This is a genomic window from Rhizobium sp. AB2/73, assembly GCF_020871915.1.
In the GTDB taxonomy this organism is placed as follows: domain Bacteria; phylum Pseudomonadota; class Alphaproteobacteria; order Rhizobiales; family Rhizobiaceae; genus Rhizobium; species Rhizobium dioscoreae.
Genome location: NZ_CP067076.1, coordinates 13,932 through 34,600 on the forward strand (window position 1 = coordinate 13,932; position 20,669 = coordinate 34,600).

33 protein-coding genes are annotated in these 20,669 nt (G+C 57.2%); 18 read left to right on the forward strand and 15 right to left on the reverse strand.

The features are described 5' to 3' along the window. From I8E17_RS34790 to I8E17_RS34800, 3 genes are read right to left on the reverse strand one after another with little or no spacing between them, the layout of a single operon-like run. A complete protein-coding gene (locus I8E17_RS34790) occupies window positions 1-300 on the reverse strand; it encodes a VirB3 family type IV secretion system protein (protein WP_174048337.1) in 300 nt (99 codons plus the stop codon). A 1-nt stretch (window position 301) separates the two neighbouring features. Beyond that, complete coding sequence (locus tag I8E17_RS34795; RefSeq protein ID WP_132665707.1) at window positions 302-652, reverse strand: TrbC/VirB2 family protein; 351 nt, start codon at window positions 650-652, stop codon at window positions 302-304. 12 nt (window positions 653-664) lie between these two features. Further along, window positions 665-1,615: a lytic transglycosylase domain-containing protein gene (locus tag I8E17_RS34800; RefSeq protein ID WP_229002350.1), complete on the reverse strand. Its 951-nt coding sequence runs from the start codon at window positions 1,613-1,615 to the stop codon at window positions 665-667. Window positions 1,616-1,790: 175 nt separating this feature from the next. Between I8E17_RS34800 and I8E17_RS34805 the strand changes: the two genes are divergently transcribed. From I8E17_RS34805 to I8E17_RS34825, 5 genes are read left to right on the forward strand one after another with little or no spacing between them, the layout of a single operon-like run. After that, window positions 1,791-2,399 (forward strand): hypothetical protein, encoded by a 609-nt coding sequence (locus tag I8E17_RS34805; RefSeq protein WP_174048335.1) that lies wholly within the window; start codon window positions 1,791-1,793, stop codon window positions 2,397-2,399. Next, window positions 2,396-2,935: a thermonuclease family protein gene (locus tag I8E17_RS34810; RefSeq protein ID WP_219511975.1), complete on the forward strand. Its 540-nt coding sequence runs from the start codon at window positions 2,396-2,398 to the stop codon at window positions 2,933-2,935. Before I8E17_RS34805 ends, I8E17_RS34810 begins: the two co-directional genes overlap by 4 nt. Then, window positions 2,932-3,636 (forward strand): thermonuclease family protein, encoded by a 705-nt coding sequence (locus I8E17_RS34815; protein WP_219511974.1) that lies wholly within the window; start codon window positions 2,932-2,934, stop codon window positions 3,634-3,636. Before I8E17_RS34810 ends, I8E17_RS34815 begins: the two co-directional genes overlap by 4 nt. Beyond that, entirely contained in the window at window positions 3,637-4,017 is a 381-nt protein-coding gene (locus I8E17_RS34820; protein WP_219511971.1) for a hypothetical protein, read from the forward strand. Window positions 4,018-4,039: 22 nt separating this feature from the next. Beyond that, complete coding sequence (locus I8E17_RS34825) at window positions 4,040-4,618, forward strand: hypothetical protein (protein ID WP_219511969.1); 579 nt, start codon at window positions 4,040-4,042, stop codon at window positions 4,616-4,618. 452 nt (window positions 4,619-5,070) lie between these two features. Here I8E17_RS34825 and I8E17_RS34830 read toward each other — a convergent pair whose 3' ends face one another. After that, entirely contained in the window at window positions 5,071-5,403 is a 333-nt protein-coding gene (locus tag I8E17_RS34830) for a hypothetical protein (protein ID WP_219511967.1), read from the reverse strand. 391 nt (window positions 5,404-5,794) lie between these two features. On the opposite strand from I8E17_RS34830, the gene I8E17_RS34835 reads away from it, so the two are divergent. Further along, window positions 5,795-6,424 carry a recombinase family protein gene (locus I8E17_RS34835; RefSeq protein WP_174048328.1) on the forward strand — a complete coding sequence of 210 codons (630 nt, stop codon included), beginning with the start codon at window positions 5,795-5,797 and terminating at the stop codon, window positions 6,422-6,424. 90 nt (window positions 6,425-6,514) lie between these two features. Here the strand turns inward: I8E17_RS34835 and I8E17_RS34840 are convergent, their stop codons facing one another. Beyond that, window positions 6,515-6,859 (reverse strand): hypothetical protein, encoded by a 345-nt coding sequence (locus tag I8E17_RS34840; RefSeq protein ID WP_219511965.1) that lies wholly within the window; start codon window positions 6,857-6,859, stop codon window positions 6,515-6,517. A gap of 24 nt (window positions 6,860-6,883) precedes the next feature. Next, window positions 6,884-7,231 (reverse strand): helix-turn-helix transcriptional regulator, encoded by a 348-nt coding sequence (locus tag I8E17_RS34845; RefSeq protein ID WP_229002351.1) that lies wholly within the window; start codon window positions 7,229-7,231, stop codon window positions 6,884-6,886. Between the two features lie 296 nt (window positions 7,232-7,527). On the opposite strand from I8E17_RS34845, the gene I8E17_RS34850 reads away from it, so the two are divergent. The 4 genes from I8E17_RS34850 (at window position 7,528) to I8E17_RS34865 (ending at window position 9,826) form a co-directional block, all read left to right on the forward strand. After that, entirely contained in the window at window positions 7,528-7,914 is a 387-nt protein-coding gene (locus tag I8E17_RS34850) for a helix-turn-helix domain-containing protein (protein WP_219511960.1), read from the forward strand. Window positions 7,915-7,928: 14 nt separating this feature from the next. After that, window positions 7,929-8,612: an SOS response-associated peptidase gene (locus I8E17_RS34855; protein ID WP_219511958.1), complete on the forward strand. Its 684-nt coding sequence runs from the start codon at window positions 7,929-7,931 to the stop codon at window positions 8,610-8,612. Window positions 8,613-8,662: 50 nt separating this feature from the next. Continuing rightward, the gene (locus tag I8E17_RS34860; RefSeq protein WP_219511956.1) at window positions 8,663-8,953 is read left to right on the forward strand and encodes an I78 family peptidase inhibitor; all 291 of its coding nucleotides are present in this window, start codon (window positions 8,663-8,665) and stop codon (window positions 8,951-8,953) included. 708 nt (window positions 8,954-9,661) lie between these two features. Further along, complete coding sequence (locus I8E17_RS34865) at window positions 9,662-9,826, forward strand: hypothetical protein (protein ID WP_174048325.1); 165 nt, start codon at window positions 9,662-9,664, stop codon at window positions 9,824-9,826. 82 nt (window positions 9,827-9,908) lie between these two features. Here the strand turns inward: I8E17_RS34865 and I8E17_RS34870 are convergent, their stop codons facing one another. The 8 genes from I8E17_RS34870 to I8E17_RS34905 form a co-directional block, all read right to left on the reverse strand. Beyond that, complete coding sequence (locus I8E17_RS34870) at window positions 9,909-11,144, reverse strand: OmpP1/FadL family transporter (protein ID WP_219511954.1); 1,236 nt, start codon at window positions 11,142-11,144, stop codon at window positions 9,909-9,911. A 156-nt stretch (window positions 11,145-11,300) separates the two neighbouring features. Next, a complete protein-coding gene (locus tag I8E17_RS34875; RefSeq protein ID WP_229002352.1) occupies window positions 11,301-12,089 on the reverse strand; it encodes an ImuA family protein in 789 nt (262 codons plus the stop codon). A gap of 3 nt (window positions 12,090-12,092) precedes the next feature. Continuing rightward, window positions 12,093-13,364, reverse strand: a complete 1,272-nt coding sequence (locus I8E17_RS34880; RefSeq protein ID WP_219511951.1) for a Y-family DNA polymerase — start codon at window positions 13,362-13,364, stop codon at window positions 12,093-12,095. Next, entirely contained in the window at window positions 13,361-13,792 is a 432-nt protein-coding gene (gene umuD / locus I8E17_RS34885) for a translesion error-prone DNA polymerase V autoproteolytic subunit (protein ID WP_229002353.1), read from the reverse strand. The genes I8E17_RS34880 and umuD overlap by 4 nt, the downstream gene beginning before the upstream one ends. Before the next feature lie 151 nt (window positions 13,793-13,943). Further along, window positions 13,944-14,204 (reverse strand): hypothetical protein, encoded by a 261-nt coding sequence (locus I8E17_RS34890; protein ID WP_219511949.1) that lies wholly within the window; start codon window positions 14,202-14,204, stop codon window positions 13,944-13,946. 52 nt (window positions 14,205-14,256) lie between these two features. Continuing rightward, a complete protein-coding gene (locus I8E17_RS34895; protein WP_174048372.1) occupies window positions 14,257-14,625 on the reverse strand; it encodes a helix-turn-helix transcriptional regulator in 369 nt (122 codons plus the stop codon). Window positions 14,626-14,627: 2 nt separating this feature from the next. Continuing rightward, window positions 14,628-15,188 carry a restriction endonuclease gene (locus I8E17_RS34900; protein WP_219511947.1) on the reverse strand — a complete coding sequence of 187 codons (561 nt, stop codon included), beginning with the start codon at window positions 15,186-15,188 and terminating at the stop codon, window positions 14,628-14,630. A 159-nt stretch (window positions 15,189-15,347) separates the two neighbouring features. Next, window positions 15,348-15,824 (reverse strand): helix-turn-helix transcriptional regulator, encoded by a 477-nt coding sequence (locus tag I8E17_RS34905; protein WP_174048370.1) that lies wholly within the window; start codon window positions 15,822-15,824, stop codon window positions 15,348-15,350. Between the two features lie 384 nt (window positions 15,825-16,208). Here I8E17_RS34905 and I8E17_RS34910 point away from each other — a divergent pair, with 384 nt between their 5' ends. The 6 genes from I8E17_RS34910 (at window position 16,209) to I8E17_RS34935 (ending at window position 19,449) form a co-directional block, all read left to right on the forward strand. Next, complete coding sequence (locus tag I8E17_RS34910) at window positions 16,209-16,484, forward strand: hypothetical protein (RefSeq protein WP_219511943.1); 276 nt, start codon at window positions 16,209-16,211, stop codon at window positions 16,482-16,484. A 318-nt stretch (window positions 16,485-16,802) separates the two neighbouring features. Next, the gene (locus tag I8E17_RS34915) at window positions 16,803-17,261 is read left to right on the forward strand and encodes a DUF3846 domain-containing protein (RefSeq protein WP_229002345.1); all 459 of its coding nucleotides are present in this window, start codon (window positions 16,803-16,805) and stop codon (window positions 17,259-17,261) included. Beyond that, on the forward strand, window positions 17,258-18,274 hold the full coding sequence (locus I8E17_RS34920) for a hypothetical protein (RefSeq protein WP_229002346.1): 1,017 nt from the start codon (window positions 17,258-17,260) through the stop codon (window positions 18,272-18,274). The genes I8E17_RS34915 and I8E17_RS34920 overlap by 4 nt, the downstream gene beginning before the upstream one ends. 28 nt (window positions 18,275-18,302) lie before the next feature. Further along, entirely contained in the window at window positions 18,303-18,752 is a 450-nt protein-coding gene (locus I8E17_RS34925; RefSeq protein ID WP_219511941.1) for a hypothetical protein, read from the forward strand. An 8-nt stretch (window positions 18,753-18,760) separates the two neighbouring features. Then, the gene (locus tag I8E17_RS34930) at window positions 18,761-19,096 is read left to right on the forward strand and encodes a hypothetical protein (RefSeq protein WP_219511939.1); all 336 of its coding nucleotides are present in this window, start codon (window positions 18,761-18,763) and stop codon (window positions 19,094-19,096) included. A 47-nt stretch (window positions 19,097-19,143) separates the two neighbouring features. After that, window positions 19,144-19,449, forward strand: coding sequence for a hypothetical protein (locus I8E17_RS34935; RefSeq protein ID WP_219511937.1), 306 nt, complete (start codon window positions 19,144-19,146; stop codon window positions 19,447-19,449). Window positions 19,450-19,602: 153 nt separating this feature from the next. Here I8E17_RS34935 and I8E17_RS34940 read toward each other — a convergent pair whose 3' ends face one another. Then, window positions 19,603-19,785 (reverse strand): hypothetical protein, encoded by a 183-nt coding sequence (locus tag I8E17_RS34940; RefSeq protein ID WP_219511935.1) that lies wholly within the window; start codon window positions 19,783-19,785, stop codon window positions 19,603-19,605. 210 nt (window positions 19,786-19,995) lie between these two features. Between I8E17_RS34940 and I8E17_RS34945 the strand changes: the two genes are divergently transcribed. Together I8E17_RS34945 and I8E17_RS34950 are read left to right on the forward strand one after the other, a co-directional pair. Further along, window positions 19,996-20,235: a type II toxin-antitoxin system VapB family antitoxin gene (locus I8E17_RS34945; protein ID WP_219511933.1), complete on the forward strand. Its 240-nt coding sequence runs from the start codon at window positions 19,996-19,998 to the stop codon at window positions 20,233-20,235. After that, window positions 20,235-20,669: a type II toxin-antitoxin system VapC family toxin gene (locus tag I8E17_RS34950; RefSeq protein WP_174048363.1), complete on the forward strand. Its 435-nt coding sequence runs from the start codon at window positions 20,235-20,237 to the stop codon at window positions 20,667-20,669. Before I8E17_RS34945 ends, I8E17_RS34950 begins: the two co-directional genes overlap by 1 nt.

Genomic DNA, 20,669 nt, shown 5'->3' on the forward strand with positions numbered 1-20,669 from the left:
TTATGGTCCGTACGAGTTGGTGCCCCAAAAGCGCTTATTGGGAGTGCGGGGGGTCTTGCGTGACGAAACCTGAAGCACGTCGAGAATTTTCGCGTCCCATGTGCAAAGCGAGAAAAGGACGAGGTAGCCCACAGGCGCGAGCAGAAGTGCGGCGAGATGGTTTGACGCAAGCCAGCCGATGATGGTGACGCCGATGATCAGCACCACCGCCATGTATGGCACGCCCCAAAGGGTAGGTGATCGGGTCAGACCGATCACCAATGGCGTAAGCGCCGGCTTCTCATCCGAGAACTCGCTCAACTTACTGCCCGCCCACCGAAGAAATCATCTGATCAACGATGGCCGGAGCGCCGAAGACTAGCCCGATGCCAATAACGACCGCGCCGGCTGTAAACCAAGACAGACGACCGGCAAATGCCATGAAGCCCAGGGCGATAACGGCGATGATTGCCAACAACCGGCCAAATGGGCCAGTGATGAAATCCACGATCATCTGCACGGCGGTCTGGATAGGACCGAAAGCGCCACTACCGCCGCCACCTGCCCCTTGCGCAAACGCCAGTTCAGCGCCAACGATCTGTACCGCCGCGACCACGCCAAGAAGCGCGATCACCTTAACCGCCTGGGATTGACCCAACTTCACACTTTTCATCTGACTCTCTCCTTAGAAGTGCATCACGCCGCCGACAAACTTGCCGGTCTTCTCCACGGCAATTACCCCGGTACCGTGGGCCGAATTCGTCGCCGCTGCCTCGCGGACGACATTTCCGGCCTTCCGCTTGCCCGCAGGCATCGGGAGGCCAAGCTGAAAATTGAGGACCTTTGCTACGTATCCAACCGTTTCCTGGAACGGCGGCACGCCGCCATATTCGTAGATCCGGTTCTCGCCGCTGTTGTATGCGGCGGCTACGAGCAGAGGATTTTGAAACTCATCGAGCAGGAAGCGGAGATACTTGATACCGCCTTCGATGTTCTGCGCAGGATCGCAGATATCAACGACACCGAACCTCGTAGCGGTGTCAGGGATAAGCTGCATGGGGCCACGCGCACCTTTGGGAGAATTGCGAACCACATCAAACCGGCTTTCGGCCCATGTAATCGCCACAGCAAACGCCTCGTCAACCTGATGTCGGCGCGCGGTCTCTACAACCAAGGCTTTGATCTCGTCAGGCGTCATAGGAGACGCCCCGCACTCTTTTGCCCCCACCACGGGCGAAGCTAACACGTTTGCTGCGCCAATTTGGCTAAGTGAACCGGTGGCACGAGGAGTGATCTGGGAGTCGGCTTCTGATCCTGTAACATCCAGATACGGGGTGTTTCCTGCGCCAATTTTAGTAGTTGGCAACGCGGCCGCTTCCGTCGTGGTTTTCTGCTGGTTCGCATCTTTCACAACGCCATCAGCGCCCAAGACAAATTCTTTGGCTGCGACAGGCTCCCCAGCCCATCTTTCCGCGAAGTTGGTAGCTAGTGACGGCGATTCAGACGTTGTTGTTTCATTGTATGCGCTAGCTATTCTGGTATTTTTTACAGCATCTTGGGCATATGCACAGTTGGCCGACCACAGCGTAGCGAGAGCTGTCCCAAAAAGGACGGTGGTGCCTGAAAAGCCTGCCATGCTAGCCCTTTTTTCCATCGTCTCCGTCCGCCAAACGGTGTTGTGATTAGGAAGAAAACCGATTAAGTTGATGCTTGTATGATACCGATTTGGCTCAGACTTACAAGTTTTTGTGCCAGTGTTAAACCCCCTTTCTCAAGGGAATCCGTTGTACCAAGATGGTTAGGGCTAGAAAATGATACGGACCATCATTACCGCACTCGCAAGTTGCGCAATGGCAACACAAGCTTTTGCCGCGCCGGCAATTAACAAGGATTACGTCAAATCACTCGCAGCCCCCGGTAAAACGGCTTTGGTGGTCGAGTATTATGACGGCAATGGAAATGTCGTTGACCGGAAGGGCTATGCAACAGCCTCAGGGTTCAAGGCGGTTTCGGGAACCGACTTCAAGATAGATGATAAGACAACAGTACATCTGTACGGTCTGCAGCCGTGTAAGGGCGATTTGGTCAACCGGACGGAAGACTATGCCGGAACGTGCGATGACTACGCCCTTAAGCAGCTTCAGGTCATGTTGCAGAGCCCAAAGGTCGTTTTCTGCCGCGCTTTTGTCAGCGAGCAGGGAGCGCCGATGCAGAATGCGACGTGCTATGGGTACTACAACTACCCTGGTGCCATGGACTCGGTCGATAATTTCGAGGAGCAGCTTCTCTCTCTGGGCGCTCTCCGTCTCGCCAAAAAGCCTGATGGCTCCGTGGAGCGTCCTGATCTTCAGGAAGCCGAGGATCTCGGGAAAAAGGGCGACTTCGGCATGTGGGCCGATCCGCGGGTAAAGTCCCAATGAAGCGGATAGCCCTTCTCATGGCGACATTGATGCCTTCCTGGGCTCTCGCAGCCCCGGAGGGCTATTTTGATTTGAGGCCAGACGGCATAACACTCGAAACCGGCGATACGTGGCTTTCGAACGGAGAGCGGTTCCGCCTCTATGGCATCCAGTCATGCTTGCGCGGTACCAATTACACGGATGCTCACAAAAATACGCGCGATTGCGGCGAGGCGTCCCTCGCCGTTCTTGCCGCATATATCAAAGACACGCAGCCAATCTGTGCGCCAGTCGCCAAGGCAAACAACATCTCATATGTCATTTGTTACGCGACCGTTGGCAGCCAGCGGCTCGATCTTGGACAGGTCCTCGTCAGCAGCGGCTATGCTTTCGCTGCGTTGAAGAGCGACGGGCTTCCATATCATGTCCCTTACTCTGTCGCGGAACAGATGGCTCAGCAGAAGAAGGCTGGCCTCTGGCAGTTCAAAGACGTTCAGCATCCGTCGATCACCCTCAGCCGTGAAGCTAATCAGCGCGCCAGGAAGGCGGAGCAATGAAACATAATCCATTATTCGGCGTCCTCATTGCTGCGATAGCCACACCTACAATGGCCGCTGATCTACAATATTATACCCCGCGCTACTCGGGGCGCATTGCACCTCCCATCGAGGCTGCGCCTGTCAGGTTGCCGATCTTCAAAGGCGTTGTAACCGTTCTGGACGGTCGCACTCTTTGGTATGGCTCTCTCGGACGGGGCTATAAGGTCCGCCTCGCGAATATCGATGCATGCGAGCTCCCGCAATGGGCTCTTAACCCCAAGTGGGTGGATCGAACGAAGAACCAAGCGCCTATGCCGGTTCCCTGTGGCCCGCTTGCGAAAGCCTGGCTTAAGCGAACCATTGGCAACAAGGTGACGGTCTGCACGACGCTTGGCTATGGGAATGATGGCATTCCTCTCGCTCAATGCACGGTCAAGGGCCGAGACGTGGCGACGGAAATGTTGCGCGTAGGTTGGGCGCGGGTGGATTCGCCCTACGCTAACCAGCAGTACCTTTCCTATCAGCACGATGCCATGGCTGCCCGTTATGGCATGTGGGGCACCTATGTGCTCGACATGAACGAATGGCGACGCAAAGCGGTTGATAAGACCCTTGAGCGCCGACCCTTGGCCGACTTCAACCTTTTGGCAGAGCGGAAGAGCGAAATCTCGCCGCCGTTTGCTGACGCACGCAACAAACCTAAGAGGACAGATCGATAGTTGCCGGATATCGCACATATCGCGACATCGTTCGCGATCGATCCGATGGCGGCGTTATTGGTTGCCATTCCCCTTTCGCTCGCCCTGATCGTGCCGTGCGAACGTTTGTGGTGGATCCACGCCCCCTGCGCTCTGATCCTCCTCGTGGCCTCAGCCTTATTCCAGGCCGAGCGTCATCTCGCTTTCGACAGCTATCTTGTCGGCTTCTTTGCATTTGCGGCGGTTTGCCGGGATATCCCAAACCGCCCTCTCCTCTACCGCGTCGGAATCCTGTGGTTTGCAGCATTCTCGTTGATCGCCGCCGTCATTTACGCGGCCTCCGACCGAACAGCCCCCCACGCGATAGAAGCCAAGATCTCACACCGGCCAATTCCGCAGTGAACGAATGAGAGAGGGAAAGCTAATGAAAGCTCTGTATTTTGTTGCCGCAGGTATTGCGGCGTTCACCATGACACCTGCCGCAAGGGCGCAAGATGCGTCTTGGGGGTGCCAGATCCTCCTTTGCGCAGCGTCCAAGAACCCTTCATGGCAAGGGGTTGGATACTGCGTGCCACCGATGCAGAAATTGATTTCGGCGATGAAAAAGCCCGGCTTCTCGTGGCCTATCTGCGAAGAAGCTAAGGCCGGCAAACCCGGCCACGAGCCTTTTGAGGATTGCCCTGCCGGTTTCCAAGCCGGAAGGACATCGTCTGGTCGCGACAACGATTCCCTCTTTGGCGGTGGCGAGGCAAATGTTTGCACAAAGACAGTCAACCAGTGCAGCAACCGCGGCGCTTTCCGGACGCTCTACGGGAACGACCGTGCGAACCAGCAGGCTGGCATCACAATCCGCGAACTCAATTCAAACAATGACAACGGCTTTGGCAACAGCTGCCAAGTTGTCATCACGCAGCCAAGGCCAATGAGGGCTGACCCCTATTACTTCGATATCCCGAACGACAAAGGCGTGAAGGAACGCCATTGGTTCAACCTCAATCTATGAGGCCAGCGCCATGAACCAGAACATTCTACTCGTAATCGCTACCGGCGTTGGCATCGCTGCCGGCTCCGGTGCAACTTACGTTTTGATGCCGCAGCCAGATCCGCAACTTCGCGCACCCACGCATGAAGAGATTGTAGCAGCCATAGAAGCTGATCCGTCTCTTCTGCCGCGCGAGTTGGTAGCTCCGGCCTTGGAGACCCCAAGCGAAGAAGAGGCCTTGGCGGCATACCGCCGAGCCTACTCATCCAATCCGATGCGAACTCGCGGATCTGAGGACCGTATCTCTATACGACTTGGCGAGTGCGATCAGAATCCAGCCGGGCCGGGTGTGTCTTGTCTTACGTCAATTAAGTTTACCCCGTCCGCTCAACCTCTCGATCGGGTTATTGGATATTCGAAATCCGCTTCAGGCGATTGGGTTGCGAGCGGATATTAGCGACTATCCGGCCAACTCAAACGGTCAGGTTGTCCGCCTCTGTCTGAATCACTTCCATCTCTTTTGGATCCAAAGCTGCCTGCGTTGTCAGGATATAGGCAGCTAGATATTCGAGTTTGCGGTCGGATTCCTTTCGGTCGGCTGGCTTGTGCATGACGATCGATAGTCGTGCCGCCTCATCTTCCTTCGATGCAGCAGCCAAAGCCCCGGCATAAATCACAGGGCTTACGCGCTCGACCGCTCGCTTTTCGTCCCATTCCCTCACCGTCTTAGCCGTCGCCTTCTGAGCCGCGATGTGGCGTTCCATCTTCTCGAAGAGCGAACCGTCTTCCATTCCCTGCTTCATCATCTCACCCCTATCCACTAAACCGGCCGAAGCCGTTTGACCTCCCAAATCGAAGGAGAGCAGGACTTGGTCCTGCTCCCGAGCTCGTGCGGAACAGCTGGAGAGAGGGGGACAAGCGCTAAACCGGAGGGGGATCACCCACCCGAAGGGCCGCGTCGGATTTTTGTAGAAAATCAGACCGGTGCTGCAAGCCGCAGGCTGAAGCATGGGGAGACCGGTTTAGTGCTTGTGGGGGAGAGAGGGCAGCGCGCCTTTCTCCCCTCTCAGTGAGCTACATTGTCATTAAATCTAAATCGGGATAGGTTTACATTACGTAGAAAACAACACGGGTTATGTGACGCGTTATCTTTTTCGCCTCGCCGCATCACTGACTGTAACAAATACGAGCGTTTATGTGACAGCCCTTTTAGGATATGCCCGTGTCTCGAAAGCTGACGGCACACAGGTTCACGATTTACAGCGCGACGCGCTCATTGCGAGTGGCGTGGACAGCAACAATATCTATGAGGACTCTGCCTCAGGTAAAAAGGACGATCGACCGGGACTGACAGCGTGCCTAAAGGCCCTCAGGGCCGGAGACACGCTCCTTGTTTGGAAACTCGATCGACTCGGCCGCGATCTCCGTCACCTGGTTAACTTGGTCGATGAACTCACCAAGCGGCACATCGGTCTCAAGGTTCTTGCTGGCGAAGGCGCGACGATAGACACGTCAACTGCTAATGGAAGGCTCGTCTTCGGAATCTTTGCTGCGTTGGCCGAATTTGAACGGTCACTGATTATCGAACGCACAAAGGCCGGACTCGAGGCGGCGCGAGCACGGGGACGCAATGGCGGCCGACCGTTCAAGATGACGGCCGCAAAGCTTCGGCTTGCACAGGCGGCAATGGGGAAGCCGGAAACCAAGGTGGGCGAGCTATGCGCCGAGCTCGGTGTAACCAGGCAGACCCTCTATCGGTTCGTAGGTCCGGAGGGTGAGATTCGACCGGACGGTGAAAAGCTATTGGCGCGGGGAAAACGGGCGTGATCTCTTACGCGCGCTGAGTTCCCCGTAAAAGGGTAAGTTGTTCAGTGCGGAAAAGAAATAAGAGCCGCCGACATCAGGGCGCATGGCTCACTACGGTGTTTCGCGAATACCGTTAGCCGCGCTTACTTCTGCCAGCGCCATCTTTACGTGCCGTCCATGTGCCGCTCTCAGGAGTTCAATCCGTCGGTCCAGAATCTCATCGAGATTAGAGGGCGCAGGCCAAATGCCGATGGCTTGCACAATTGTGACGGCGGCCACCAGTGAGATACCTTTGGGAAGAGTTTGCTCGCCGCGGATCCGCGTGTAAAATTCGAAGTCCCTCAGGATTTGTTTAATCGAGGCGGGCTTTAGGCCGAAACGTTCCGCCAAGGCTGCAACGGGCTCACCGGCTTCATATGCTTCGGTGATGGCCTGGTTTCGGATATGTCTTTCCATTGTCACACCCTCCCCGTCAAAGCACTAGGTATCGGAACCATCATCATCCGCTTCATCCTCTCCGTCCTGAAGCACGACGAGAAGCGACAAGATTTTCAAACGCAGCGAACGCGGTAGCTTACTCATCGTATCGATGAGCTTGTACCCCTCCTTGCTCGACAGATATTCCTTGTGGCGTTCAAGTGCCGCGACCGGCTCGCGTTCGATTTTGTCGCCGGGCGTCAAATCCTCAAAGAAATATGTAATCGGCACACTGAGGGCAGTTGCTATTTCATAGAGCTTTGATGTGCTGATGCGGTTAGAGCCCCGCTCATATTTCTGAACTTGCTGAAATGTAATTCCGAGCTCTTCCCCAAGGGTTGTCTGAGACATTCCTATTTGGTTCCGGCGCATCCGTACCCGCTGACCCACATGGATATCAACCGGGTGTGGCTCGTCTGTCTTTGCCCTGCCTCTGCTCATTAAGCCCTCTCGTTCCGCATGCAACTTCGCCTAAGTCGGCTCTCTGTCGATTATCATAGCTCTTTTCGAAATGCATTCTGCAGATCTGCACTCGCCGCGATATCCATTAGAATAGGCTCGCGAAATCTCAGCCTTCACGCCGCGCGTTATCCTATATAAAACAAGGACTATGTATTCATAAACGTGTTGCTATAGGGTGCAAAATATTGAAGCCAAAGCAGGCGACGGATTTCGATATTCTTGTTGGTGCAAGGATAAGAAAGCGGCGAAAAGCACTTGGACTTAGCCAAGGTGAACTTGGTTACGCGGCCGGTTTATCTCACCAGCAGATCGTTAAATATGAAGCGGGACAGAACCGCGTTCACCCTGCTGAGATTGTCGTGTTCGCGAGAGCGTTGGATGCGCCAGTCAGCTACTTCTTTTTGCAGCACCTGACCGCGTTCGCCGAAGAGCAACACTTTCTTCGATATCTCGTTTCGGAAGAGAGTATCGAGCTCAACACGGCATTCGCTAAAGTGACAGATCCGGCAAAGCGCAGGGTCATCCTCAACATCGTTGACAGTTTCAAGGAGCTGTCGATGCAAACTCGGTAGATAAGGGAGGCCCTATGTGCGGGCGTTTTACGAACATCATGACGTGGGCCGAGATCCACGCGCTTTACACCATTCACCAGTCCGGCCCCCCGGTTTCAAACATGCGGCCCCGCTACAACATCGCGCCGACCCAAGACGTGCATTTCACCCATAAGAGCAAATCCGGTGAGTTGGAGATCAACTACGGACGATGGTGGCTCGTGCCGTTTTTTGCAAAGGAGCTCCCGAAGGCAGCGATGTTCAATGCACGCATCGAAACGGTCGATACCTCAGGCGCTTTTCGGGAACCGTTCAAATCAAAGCGCTGTCTCATTCCGGCCGATGGCTATTTTGAATGGACGACGAACGCCGAAGACGGGAAAAAAGACCCTTGGCTGTTGCAACTGCCAGAAGGCAAGCCCTTCTCTTTCGCGGGTCTCTGGGCCTACAACGACAAGCTTGGCATTACCAGCTGCACGATCATTACCGCGCCAGCGGTTAGCCATATCGCTCACATTCACACCAGAATGCCGCTGATTTTGGATCCTGCGTCATATGACGCCTGGCTCAATCCGGACATTCAGGGGAAGGATGCCAAGTCGCTGCTGGCTGATCGTCAGATTGATGACCAGCTCGTGTTTCATCGCGTCGGGCGCGAAGTAAACTCTTCGCGTTACGATGGGACGGACACGAAGATGCCGATCGTCAATTCCTTGTAGGCGGCGGTGGAAGCCATTTATTGAACGCTGCAATACCGGAGGAAACTTGCATGCCAAAATTATACGGACCCCTTCTGATGATCGGATTGCTGCCGACCTTCACGGCTTGCAGCAGCGAGACGGCTACGCCGCCCTCGCCGCAAGCCGTTTGCAATACCGACGCTGCACAGAAGCTCGTTGGGCAAAAACCCACCGATGAAGAGGTTCTACTCCTGACGAAGGCCAAGAGCCTTCGCCGGATCGAGCCGGGAATGATGGTAACCCATGATTTCAGGGAGGACCGCGTCACCATCGAGAGCGATCCCCAGACCGGACGGGTTCTTTCAGCCAAATGCGGATAACGCCGCGCGAAACGCAGAAAAAAAGGGCCAACGGAGAACCGCGGCCCTTGAGGTATGAAGGTTATAAACCTCCAGAGGGGAACAGCTGAAGTCGGTCCTGGGAGGATACCCGCGCATCAGCTACGGGACATATGGTCCGTGGCCATCTGGATTGCAAACCAAAAACGGTTTCAGTTGTCAGAACCGATGGCTTTGCTCCTAGCGATTTGGAGCTGGAGGGGCCGGAGGGCTTGCGGGCGAAGGCGGTTCACTCGTTCTCAGCGTCGAGCTGTCTTTGACCGGCCTCTGCATTTCGTAAGCCGCGAGCAGGACAACTCCCATCAGAACGGCACCTGCAATGATGAAAACCCTCAATTTCATTTCGTCTCCCTTCTGACCGTGATGGCGATAATGGTCCGCCCATCGTGATGACGGTTCATGCGACCATTCTATTCGACAGCATCGCTGTTTTTGCGCGGCGGGAACGCCGCTGGCCGGTCATGGACCGTAGGAGAAAAGAGGGTGGAATACGGAGAGGTATTTTCTCTCTCAACATGAGCCAATTGAACCGAACGGGAGAGCTTGCGTCAATGATGCGCGGTTCCCCCAATTTCGCCGCTACGCAACGAAATCGGCTCCCCCACGCCCCGTAGGCCGCCTGCGGCGGTCATTGACCCAAGCCCTCCCTTATCGGTCTCGCACCTTTGTTTTCATTCAAAGGAGCCGACGATGACCACTTACGACCACATCCAAGAACTGCGCGCCGAGCTGCGTAACGCCGTGTACCAGGACGAGCGCCAGTGGATACTTAACGAGCTTGCCGCCGCCGAGCGCCAGCTTGCCGAAGAAGAAGCTGCGTACGATGCGATGGTTCTCGCTGAGCCGCCTGAATAGGGCGGTCTCTTTGGCGCTTGATTAAGGAGCGCCATAAAAGAAGCCCGGCTCGAACCGGGCTCTTGCCGACTGGTAAGGATTTTTAGAACTTTACCTTCAAGGACGTAGAAAGTGCTGAAACCAAGTCACTGTCGTATTCGTAGCTGGCTTCGGCGCCTACCGGGATGCCGTCGATGGACGACGCGCTCGACTCGCCACCCGTCAGGATGCCGAGTACGCCGCCGAGACGAATCTCGACGTGCTCAGTCGGCGCATAGGAAACGCCGGCGCTGAACAACCAGGTATCGGTCTGCGTTCCGAACTCCGGCGACGTGCCGCGGTCCCAGGTGACGCTCAGGGCTCCACTCCACTGGTCGTTGAACTTGTGGCCGATACCGCCGGTGATCGTCCAGCCATCGCGATAGCCGAGATCGAGAGACGTGATCTCGACACCGTTGTTGTAGAACGGGATGCGCTGCAACTGGCTCCAGTCGGTCCACTTGACCGAACCGAAGGCAAGCCAGTCCGGCGCAATACCCGACTGAAGCTTCAGCTCGAGCGCATCCGGCGTAGCCGTCGAGCCCTCAACCGGCACGACAGTACCGGCGTAGACACTCCCAACCGGGACCTGCGTCAGATCGACCGTACCGGTGACCTTGTCGAGCTTCACCTGGCTATAATACATCAGGCTCGCGCGGAAAGCGTATTCCGGGATCTCGTAAGCAGCGCCGGCACGCCAGCCCCAACCGTCGCCTTCCAGGTCGAGACGACCAACACCGCTGAACGCAAAGCCAAGCGCTTCAGGGGCGATCAACAGCCTTTCCTTGAAGCCATCCATGCGGAGATAATTCGCGCCGCCGATCAGGCGAAGCTGGCCCGGGCCAGCATCGAAACGGTAGGAGCATGTGGCTGCGTAATTGTCGCTTTCGACCTTCGTCTCGATATTGTCGTTAGCGCCAGCCCAGCGGGCTCCGGGATTGGTATGAGCGCCATAGGGCTGCGAATAATCGAACATGCAGTCAGCGGCTTCGCCGATACCCGCCTTGATGCCGATCCGCGGCGACCAGTAGCTCTCGCTGTCGTCAGCGGTGCTGGAATAGGAATAGCCGGGCGTTGTGCTGAGGTTGCCGTCCGGTCCGGTGATGGTGTCTTGCGCGTTCTTCAACCTTCGCTGCGGCATGACGTAGGTTGCCGTCGTTTCGGCGGCATAGGGGGACCTCTCAAACAGAAGGTCGATATTGTATCCGCCACGTTCCAGCCCGCCCGCGAACGCTGGCGAATAAACGCTCCACCCTGCCATCAGAATGAAGGCGCCCTTGGCGATGTAATTGCTTTGCATCTCGTCTCCAACACCCAGGCAAGTCATTGAGTTACTTTTTAAATACTCTGCCGAAAATGACAACTTTCGGCTGTCCCCTATCTTGCGCTGCAAAACGGTCGATAGTTTACGTAAGGGGAACGAACAATCTCCACCGAACCGGTGGTTGGGAACAAATTACCTAATCTGGTGCCGTACCGTAGCTGGAATTAGAACACCATCCCGCATGGGTGCGGCGATGTAACCATCCGGACGTTCCTCGCGAAGGCTGGCCAGACGCCCTTGAGCGTCGCATGCCGCCACCTCGACATCAAAAGCCTCGCCTGCCCGCGAACGCATAAGCTCGATCATCCATCGCGGTCTCCCGACGCCTGGAACCGGAAGCGGTTCCGATGGCATCGAGGACACGCGCCAGCGCGTGACCGATGCTGTCGGCTGCCCATAATCGGTCGCCTCAGATTGTCGGCGCCAGCGCCGAACGATCAGGCCCATCGTGCCTGACTGTTCCGCCGCTAGCTGAAGGCGGCGGGAAGCAACCATCGGCAAGCGCACCGTCTCGGCAATCACCGCCCCAAGGCCCCCAAAGCGTAAGGCTTCTTCCGCGCATTCCAAGATCGCCTCTTCGGTCGTGCACTCGACGAAGATGACACGATTGAGGTCAAGGCCAGCCTGCTGAAGGCTCGGCGCAAACAAGTCAGTGCGGGATAGGCACCAAATGACAGGGCCTTTCGTCCGTGCGGCGATACCGGCCGCAAATAGCGACGACACGGCTCCAGCGACTGCGTCACTTCCTCCCCCTGCAATTTCATGCGTGCAGCCGTAGGCCAGACCACCACCCGGAATGCGGCTATCGATATCTTCGACACCGAACGGCAAACGCGGTCGCTGTTTGGCTGCTCCGCCTGCAATCTGGTCTATCCGCTCCTGAAGCTCAGCGAAAATCTCGGGGCTAACGTTCCTGGTCATGATCTATCTTGCCATCGCTACGGGCAGCTCCTTGATGTTGGTGGTGTAACGGGGAGACCGGCGATCAAACTTCGTTTGCCACTCCCGCTTGATGCCAGCCGAGGCGGGAATGAGAGCTCCTCGGCCAAACTTCGCGTTGACCGCATCAAGGGCCGTCATCAGCCGGTCGGACTGTTCGCGATCGCGAGCGTCAAAGAGCGGGCGCTGTTGCGATCGCGCAAGCACAAGATCATTCATAATGATGCCGGCTTTCGCGTAGCGATAGCCGTCCCTGAAAATCTTGCGCGCGCCGCTTTGCGCCATGCGGATCAGATCGAACGTGTCGTTTGACGCTTCAGGCAAATGCACGGTCGTTTGTGCGGAGTAGGGTTGATCCTTCTCGTTAAAGCGCGACGTGTGCATGAATACTGCCATATGGGTGGCCTCAAGGCCGTAGCGGCGCAGCTTCTCGCCTGCCCTCGTCGCATAGGCCGCAACAGCTTCCAGCATGCCTGCAAGATCCGTGACCGGCGTTCCGAACGAACGCGTCACAGCGCAGCCCTTGCGTTGCGGGGGCACGTCTTCGAGCGGCAAGCACGACAGGCCCTGCAATTCCAGCACTGTCCGTTCCCCGACAACACTCAGAAGCTTGCGGGCCAGACGCGCATCCATGCGCGCCAGGTCGCCCGCCGTTTCTACGCCGAGGCCAAACAGCTTGCGTTCCGAGGCGGCACCCACGCCCCACACCTCGCCAACCTCGATCCGGTCGAGCCAGCCTTGCCGCAAAGTCGCGTCTGTAAGGTCGCAGACTCCACCCAGTTCAGGGTTTTTCTTCGCAACGTGATTGGCGAATTTGGCGAGCGTCTTAGTGGGGCCAATGCCGACGCATGTCGGAATCCCGGTCCAGCGCTGGACGGTCGATCGCAGATCGCGGCCGAACGCTTGCCGGTCAGTCGGCCTAATGTCGGTCATATCGAGAAAGCTTTCATCAATCGAATAGACTTCGACATCAGGTGACCATTGCCGGTAGATCGCGTTCAGGCGTGCGCTCATGTCGCCGTAGAGCGTGTAATTGCTGGAATACACAGCGACGTTGTTGGTGCGACAGAGGTCCCGGATCTTGTAGAAGGGTTCCCCCATCCCGATGCCAAGAGCTTTTGCTTCGGCCGTTCTGGCAACGGCGCAGCCGTCATTATTCGAAAGCACAATGACTGGTCGCTTTTCAATGGAGGGGTCGAAAACCCGCTCGCAGGAGCAGTAGAACGAATTTCCATCGATCAGCGCAAAGGAAGTCATGTCCGCTTCCTTGGTCTGAGCCAGTGGACGTTGCACATGGCGACGCCCCAGATCTCGACTTCCGCGATCTCGGGCAGGTCGAATAGCGGCATGTCGCTATTCTCAAACAGCAGCCGCGGTCGATTGCCGTTCATGCGCAGACGCTTCAATGAGCGTTCGCCGTGGACCGTTGCCACGACAATGTCGCCATCGACGGCGGTCACGCTCCTGTCCACAACGATCAGGTCGCCGTGGAATATGCCAGCGTCCCGCATGGAATTGCCGTCAACCTTCCAGAGGAAAGTGGCGGGCGGGTTGCGGATCAGCAGCCGCGTCAGGTCGATGGATTCGTCAATGTAGTCATCTGCAGGAGAGGGGAAGCCGGCACAAAGCCCGTGCAGCATCAGCGGAACGTAAACCTCCGCTTGAATTTTCAGGCCGACAAGCATTCTAAAGTACCTTTCACGAAACACGAGCGAAAGGAACAGATAGGGAACATAAACGGCAGCAAAAGGCAATATAGAGGATTACGCGATGATTATTTTAAGCTCGCCTAATGAGAGAGAATGCGGTGCGTTCTGTACGGTAGCGCAACAAGGCTCACCAACGAGGCCGATCCTCTTCGGATGGGACATGACGCCATTCATCGATATAGCTACTGACCGTGTCCCGGACTGATTGCAGCACTGTCGGGTCGTTCCAGACCATCCAGCCGCCGATGATCAGGGCCGTTATCACGACCATTCCGACGATCTTTCTGACGACAAACATCACAATGAATATCGCGACGAGCGCGCCTGCGCCGCTCGTCAGCACAGAAGGGATGTTTTCGGGGGGGATAAAGGCCTCAAGCATGTTCATATCGTCGCCTTATATACGGAGCGTCCTTTCAAGCAATGGCACCCAGGTTCGACTATTCTGCGATAGCGGCGACGAGAGCTGCGACCGTCGCGCGTTTGGCCGGGTCAGCGATCCGCCCGAACGCCCGGTTCAGTTCGATGCCCTCTGGAGAGCCGACAAACGCGATGACCCGCTCAACTTCCTCGACGTTGACGTAATCGGCGAAAAAGTAGGTCACATTGACCTTAAGGACATCCGCAAACCGCAAGATCCTGTCGGATGGCACGCGGTTCGTGCCAAGCTCATATTTGCTGATTTGTGACGTGCCCACACCAGCGGCGGCCGCCAAGTCTTCGCGCGTCACGCCGAGCGCCTTGCGTCGCTTGCGGATACGCGCCCCGATCTGTGCATCTTCGTCTGTCGGTGAGTTGTTACTCGTCACCTTCAGTTCCTGCCGTGCAGGCCATTCGATCGTTCGATGTCGCCCGTGTTGAGAAAATCGAGCAACCGTTGACCACTGACGATCGTCAGGTTCGGGTCCGCGGCCGCAATATCCTTTGCGCCGGCGCCAGTGCGCCCGGTATGGATAAAGATCCCGCTGCAGTTCCTTGCAGCAAGGACAGCGCTGAAGGCCACCACATGGGCGCGGTTGATGTGTTTGCCGTAGCGCTTTGCCTGTAACAGGTACGTCTCTCCCGCGATCACCACGGAGCCGTCCAACCCGCCATCACCGCTGTAGGACGCGTTGCGCTGAACGGCATGGCCTCGCCGTTCAAAAGCCTCGAGCAACAGTTCCTCGAATGTCAGGGGATCGATCTTGCGAAGGTATGCTAGGCGTTGCGGCATCAGTGGAATGGTGTTGATCTTTGCCAGAACGCGGCGGGCCTGGTCCTGCTTGCGGCGGTGACGTCGCTCCTTGGCCTTCGGCCGGAGCAGCCGTCGCAACAGCAGAGCGGCCGCAAGCGCGAGCGCGGCCGCAAGGATCATTATGTCATAGGGCTGCATGCAGCCCTGCCCTACGGACGCCTGCGGCGGCTTTCCCTTTTATGGTCTGTGCGATGACTGCCAAGTGTTGCTCAACCTTCGCCGCTGCGCTCGCGGCCCCCATCCAACGCCAACCCAATGAGACCGAAATAGAGGCGCGGCTTGCGCCGCGCCCCTATCTCAGCGGCCCGCCGTGGGTGTCGGTTTTTTCTCCATCGAGGCAACCAGCTTGAAGATCCGTTCGAGAGCTTCCGTGTCGAGCTGTCGGATTTCCGAGATCGTGTTTTGCAGGAGCCGGGAATGTTCCTGATTTTCGCCCCATAGATGCGGAGCGGCAGGGGCAAGGATTTCTTCTGGTGTAGCGTCCAGAACTTCGCAGAGATGAATAAGCCGGGAAACAGTCAGGCGGGAAACACTCGTTTCGTACCGGTGATAGACCGCGTTACTTAAGCCAAGCAGGGGAGCGATTTTGGAGCGTGACAAAGACCGTTTATCGCGGGCCTCCCGAATGCTGGTGCTGATTTTGTCGTCCAGTTCCGCGTTCAGATGGACTTTGCCGTGGTAGGGCTTCCGATAGACCGGCTTTTCAAGATCAGGATCCTGGACCAGTTGTAGGCCGAGTTGTTCAACCCAGTTTTCTATCGTTGGACCTGCCATGGTTTTACCGCGCTGTAATTTCTAGGTATGATTCTTTGTTACCGAATTGGCTACATGATAGGAACCCCGAAACAAAGGTTCCAGATTAAAATTGGCGCATCGCTACGCGACCGCGCTCTATGCCTTTGGCACGGAGCCGCTGGAAAAGCGTCTCCGCCCTGCGGGTAACGATCGCTTGCGCAGCGCGGCATCCGCCGCGAAACAAATAATGCTTTGCGCCATATTGGGCTATTCACTGGGCATTTACAGTTTGATCGCAAGATACCATATTGCATCAAACCGAGGTCAGGTTGTGACAGGACACTAGCCCGTTCTGCCATGCCGGCAGGGGGCCGCTCTGCCTCGAAACAGGGCGGCCCCTTTTATTTCTGGGGTATCATCGTCTTGGATATTTTCATTCCAGCAGTCATCGTTTTGACCGGCTACGTATGGCTCGTATTGAGAGCAAACCGCACCTTTCATGCCATTCGCAAGGAGCGGTTCGAGCACACCAATTCAGCTGGCGTTCTGGAATTCGATACCTACGAACAACTGCGCGCTTTCGAGAAACGCGAGAGCTATAACAAATTATGGATCAATCTGGCCGCTATACCTGGCGGCGTCATCCCACTGGTTGCCATATTCGCTATCATCGCCTCAGTCATTGAGATGTCCTCCTGAAGAGTGCTTCGGGGTGGGGAGATTGACGGTGACACCTTCGGTGTCCTGCTTGTTGGATGAGGGAAAGAGGAGCGCTGCCCTCTCTCCCTCGCAAGCGAAAAAACGGTATCCCCGTCCTTCCTTCGCGCTTTGCGCTCCGTGCAGGATCAGCGCTCACGCGCCGACCCTTCGTCTTCGCCTCCGGGCGGGCGAACCCCCTCCGTTTTATTCCCTTGCCACCCTCTCTCCCGCTGCTCCGCGCGAACTCGGGAGCAGGAGCGGGGCTCCTGCCCACGAGGGGCATGAGAAGACCGCTTCGCGGAAATGGAAGGGCTAGACATGACCAAAACAGCAACCGTTTACCTGTTGGACCCGGAGGCCGGGACCATTCAAACCGTCGAGATCGACGCGCGCAGCGCCTTTGCTCAAACCTACACCTTGATTGGATGCGAGCTGGTTCAGGTGGTGCCGTTCGATAGCCACCATGTGCTCGTCATCGATGAGGACGGGTTACAGGACGGACTAACATCCTTCACCATCGCAGATGGATACCCGCAGCCATTGGCCGGGAAAATTGTCCTTGTCGGTGCACAAAACGGCGAACACTTCACGCCTCTCCAAATGACCATCGAAGACGCCGCCAAACGGTTCACCGTGTGCAAACCGGTGCTTGATCCAGTTTTTGCGTCAATCGATGAGACGACCATGAAGGGGGTTATCCTTGCCGGTTTTCTGACCGGCCTGCAAACGCGGATCACTCGCACCATGCCAACCGTCATGGCGGGAGTGAAGAAATGAGCATCACCGTTGCATTCTTCGAGCGGGAAGCCGCCGACCGCGTTTTAGAAATCGTAGCAGACACCTTCGCCGCCAAGATCGCGGCGAAGGACATCGAGCATAATTTCAGCTGGCTCACCCACTCGCCCGAGCGTCGCGCAGACCGGGAGCTAGAAGGTTTGGCCGAGCGGCTGAACGATTTTGCCAACTATGCCATGGACCTTTGGACGGAGGCCGCGACCCCTATTCCCGGTCCCGAAATCGAGGCTTTTGCGCAACGGCACATTGACGTCACCCGCAAATATTGGGCAGCGGAAAGCCGTTGCGCCAATTGGATGATAACCGGTCCCGCCCGCTTTCCCGTTGCTCGCAACGAAAAGCGCATGCGGGTTTCCGATGCCCGCCGCGCTGACATCGCAGCCCATGCCGAAAATGCCCGAAAGGCGATCAGGCGCAAGGCGTACCCGCACGGGGCGGACGGCGAGCCGATCCGCTCCGGCGATCCCGAAGCGTTGCAGCGGATCGCATCACGCATCGAGGACCTGGCCTTGTCCATCGACAGGATGAAACGCGCCAACGCGATTATTCGCCGGATGGAAAAGGACCACGCCAGCGAAGCCGACATATTGGCTCGCGTGGTGTCGGAGACGGGCTTGCAGGAAGAACAGGCGGCACGGGGCATCACAATTGCGCCGTGGCAGAGCCGACGCGGCTTTTGCACCACCAACACCCGCGCCGAGCTTCGCCGCATGCAGCAGCGCCTAGCGCGCCTCGCGGCGATGAAGAAGCGCGGCGACAGGTCGGAGGAAGTCGAGACGGAAGCGGGAGCCGTGGAAGTGAAGGAAAATACCGAAATAGCCCGCATCCAGATGATTTTTCCCGGCAAGCCCGACGAGGAAGCCCGCCGCATCCTCAAATCCCATGGCTTCCGTTGGTCGCCCTCGCAAGGCGCGTGGCAGCGTCACCTTAACGAGGCAGGACGCTATGCCGTCAAAACCGTCTTGAGCAAGATCAGCGGCGCTAGCGCCGCTTGATCCTCCCAACACATCGAGGATTGATGACATGACCGAGCAGATTTTTACCGTCATGGAATTTTGCGGTAAGGGCGACCCGATGTTCGGCGGCAATGCCGCCGATTGGGGCCTCTATACGACCGAAGACAAGCGGCACGCGTTCATGTGTGCCGCCCACGCGCAGCGCCGCGATCTGGTCAAAGCCTATTTCCCAACCGAGGAGGAGGGAAAGGCAGCTGGCGAAGGCGCGAGCCTTCGAAACGGACTGATTTCCGTTCTGCCGGTGCCACGTGACCCACGTATTCCCGTTGGTCAGCTCCGCTGGATCGTCGGGAACATGCACGTTGGCACAAGCGACGAGGACCTAACCGCCGATATCGTCGCCCGTTCGGAAGGTTGGCCGCTAGGCCAGTACGCGGATTATGTAGCTCAGGCATGTGCCTACGCGCTTGCCAGTCACCGAGCCAATCAGGGGCTTTACGCCCACTTCCGGTTCTAGGGGCTACCATGACGCACTCTGTTTGCAAACGCTGTGGTGGCAGCTTCTGGGAAAGCGAGAAAGGCGCACGGGGGGAAGACCTTTGCGACGAATGCGGGGGAAAGCCTGCCCCAAAGCAGGCAACCCGCCGCAGCGTCGAGGTGTTCGATATTCCGTCCGGCCTTGGCGGGAGCCATACCGTCGAGATCGTCGGAGAACTGCAAGGCGGTAAGGTCCGGTTGCGCGTCTGGTATGGGCGCGCAACCGCGACAGGCTGGGAACCATGGAAGGATTGGGACGGCTACCGTTTTGACGCCAACCGCGCCGAGTTGAAAAACAAGCGGACAATGCCGCTGTTCAAATAACCCTTGGCCGCGCCGATCGCGCGGCCCTTTCATCAGGAGGACCGACATTGAGCCGATATCCTATCACCGTAAAATCAGACCTTCAGACCGATGAAAGCGCCATAATCGGTTTTGACCCGCCGTTGCGCACGTTCTTTCTGCAGGCGTTCCCCGACGAGGCGACGGACGCTTGCGCGTTATGGCTTGGCGGCTTTCTTGAGGAGTATCCGAGCCTTGAATCGATCATCGATGCGGCCCGCTCAGAGGGTTATGAAGTTCACGGGCTGACCCATGAGGTCATCATAGCCCTAACCAAGGAAGGCGGGACGCCGAGGCCGCCGAGCATCGGCGAGCGACTTGGGATCGTTCGCTAACCGAGCGATCGAAGCTGATGTTTTTGGGCCGGTTTTACCAGACTGGCCCCATATCCATTTGCGCAGGTCGGACCCGTGCCGCATCGAGCGGCCCAGGTCCGAACGAGGGGAGCCCTTGCCCCTCCCCTCGGGCTCCCCTCCCACCCGGTCTTGTCAGGTCTGGGCTGCGTAGAAGAGAGCAAAATTGACCGCCAGCATGACGACGATCGTGCCGATGAAAGCGAGAAAAAAGACGCCGATCTTTTTGACGAGGCTTTGCGGCTGCTTCTTGCGGCTGAACGCAACAACGCCCGCCGCGCCTGCCGAAATCCCGATGATGGCCGGGAGTGACATCATGTCATGAACCTTTCAGATGCCTGCACGACCCCGCTTGTGCGGGAGTCCGTGCTTAATTACGATGTAGTTCAAGACGTTCTTAAAGTTGTGCCGCTGAGACCCTGCAAGGCGACTTAACGGGCAATGCGACGATTTCCCCGAAAAGATCTCGGAACAGTTGCAAGCATATGCAATTGAGGATATTATAATATCCTCGAAAGGATATGTATCATGCCGCTGTACATCAAGGATCCGGAAGTCGATACTCTCACCGAAGAGCTGATCCGCTTGACCAAAACATCCAAGGTTGATGCCGTTAAGACAGCGCTTAGGCGCGAGATCGCCAGCCGCAAGGGCAGCTTGCCCATGCGCGAGCGCCTGGCTAAGTCCCTCGCGATGGCGCGGGAGGCCGGTCCCTTTGCGCCGGGGGATCACAAACGCGAAACTGATGAAATGTGGGGCGAAGACTGATGCTGTTCGTTGACGCTTCCGTGGCCGTCGCGATCCTTGCCGGCGAAGACGACGCCGGCGAGCTAATGCAGCGGCTTGAACAGCATGACGGCCCTTTTTACATGTCGGCGGTGGTTCGCATGGAAGCCTCGCTTTCGCTGACGCGGCGCATGGCCGAGGCGACAGGCCGGGACCGGCCTGCGACCCCTGATATGCTCGCTACCGCGCGAAGGATGGTCGATCAATTCTTTGCGGACCTTGAGGCCAAGGAGGCCATGATCTCTGGTGATGTCGGGACGAAAGCGCTCGACGCTGCTCAGCAGTTCGGCAAGATCGTCAATCACCCCGCGAAACTGAATATGGGCGATTGCTTTACCTATGCTTGCGCCAGAGCCTACCGCACGAAGATCGCTTACAAGGGCAACGATTTTGCGGAAACCGATCTCGGCTGGTGA

Excerpts from the sequence above, each read along its gene's own strand:
- I8E17_RS34815 (WP_219511974.1), top strand. The coding sequence starts at position 2,932 with ATGAAACATAATCCATTATTCGGCGTCCTCATTGCTGCGATAGCCACA.
- I8E17_RS34890 (WP_219511949.1), bottom strand. The coding sequence starts at position 14,204 with ATGAACATGCTTGAGGCCTTTATCCCCCCCGAAAACATCCCTTCTGTG.
- I8E17_RS34925 (WP_219511941.1), top strand. The coding sequence starts at position 18,303 with ATGACCGAGCAGATTTTTACCGTCATGGAATTTTGCGGTAAGGGCGAC.
- I8E17_RS34860 (WP_219511956.1), top strand. The coding sequence starts at position 8,663 with ATGCCAAAATTATACGGACCCCTTCTGATGATCGGATTGCTGCCGACC.
- I8E17_RS34880 (WP_219511951.1), bottom strand. The coding sequence starts at position 13,364 with ATGACTTCCTTTGCGCTGATCGATGGAAATTCGTTCTACTGCTCCTGC.
- I8E17_RS34865 (WP_174048325.1), top strand. The coding sequence starts at position 9,662 with ATGACCACTTACGACCACATCCAAGAACTGCGCGCCGAGCTGCGTAAC.
- I8E17_RS34795 (WP_132665707.1), bottom strand. The coding sequence starts at position 652 with ATGAAAAGTGTGAAGTTGGGTCAATCCCAGGCGGTTAAGGTGATCGCG.
- I8E17_RS34915 (WP_229002345.1), top strand. The coding sequence starts at position 16,803 with ATGACCAAAACAGCAACCGTTTACCTGTTGGACCCGGAGGCCGGGACC.
- I8E17_RS34825 (WP_219511969.1), top strand. The coding sequence starts at position 4,040 with ATGAAAGCTCTGTATTTTGTTGCCGCAGGTATTGCGGCGTTCACCATG.
- I8E17_RS34945 (WP_219511933.1), top strand. The coding sequence starts at position 19,996 with ATGCCGCTGTACATCAAGGATCCGGAAGTCGATACTCTCACCGAAGAG.
- I8E17_RS34875 (WP_229002352.1), bottom strand. The coding sequence starts at position 12,089 with ATGACCAGGAACGTTAGCCCCGAGATTTTCGCTGAGCTTCAGGAGCGG.
- umuD (WP_229002353.1), bottom strand. The coding sequence starts at position 13,792 with ATGCTTGTCGGCCTGAAAATTCAAGCGGAGGTTTACGTTCCGCTGATG.
- I8E17_RS34840 (WP_219511965.1), bottom strand. The coding sequence starts at position 6,859 with ATGGAAAGACATATCCGAAACCAGGCCATCACCGAAGCATATGAAGCC.
- I8E17_RS34950 (WP_174048363.1), top strand. The coding sequence starts at position 20,235 with ATGCTGTTCGTTGACGCTTCCGTGGCCGTCGCGATCCTTGCCGGCGAA.
- I8E17_RS34845 (WP_229002351.1), bottom strand. The coding sequence starts at position 7,231 with ATGTCTCAGACAACCCTTGGGGAAGAGCTCGGAATTACATTTCAGCAA.
- I8E17_RS34800 (WP_229002350.1), bottom strand. The coding sequence starts at position 1,615 with ATGGCAGGCTTTTCAGGCACCACCGTCCTTTTTGGGACAGCTCTCGCT.
- I8E17_RS34855 (WP_219511958.1), top strand. The coding sequence starts at position 7,929 with ATGTGCGGGCGTTTTACGAACATCATGACGTGGGCCGAGATCCACGCG.
- I8E17_RS34930 (WP_219511939.1), top strand. The coding sequence starts at position 18,761 with ATGACGCACTCTGTTTGCAAACGCTGTGGTGGCAGCTTCTGGGAAAGC.
- I8E17_RS34805 (WP_174048335.1), top strand. The coding sequence starts at position 1,791 with ATGATACGGACCATCATTACCGCACTCGCAAGTTGCGCAATGGCAACA.
- I8E17_RS34940 (WP_219511935.1), bottom strand. The coding sequence starts at position 19,785 with ATGATGTCACTCCCGGCCATCATCGGGATTTCGGCAGGCGCGGCGGGC.
- I8E17_RS34900 (WP_219511947.1), bottom strand. The coding sequence starts at position 15,188 with ATGCAGCCCTATGACATAATGATCCTTGCGGCCGCGCTCGCGCTTGCG.
- I8E17_RS34810 (WP_219511975.1), top strand. The coding sequence starts at position 2,396 with ATGAAGCGGATAGCCCTTCTCATGGCGACATTGATGCCTTCCTGGGCT.
- I8E17_RS34920 (WP_229002346.1), top strand. The coding sequence starts at position 17,258 with ATGAGCATCACCGTTGCATTCTTCGAGCGGGAAGCCGCCGACCGCGTT.
- I8E17_RS34870 (WP_219511954.1), bottom strand. The coding sequence starts at position 11,144 with ATGCAAAGCAATTACATCGCCAAGGGCGCCTTCATTCTGATGGCAGGG.
- I8E17_RS34905 (WP_174048370.1), bottom strand. The coding sequence starts at position 15,824 with ATGGCAGGTCCAACGATAGAAAACTGGGTTGAACAACTCGGCCTACAA.
- I8E17_RS34830 (WP_219511967.1), bottom strand. The coding sequence starts at position 5,403 with ATGATGAAGCAGGGAATGGAAGACGGTTCGCTCTTCGAGAAGATGGAA.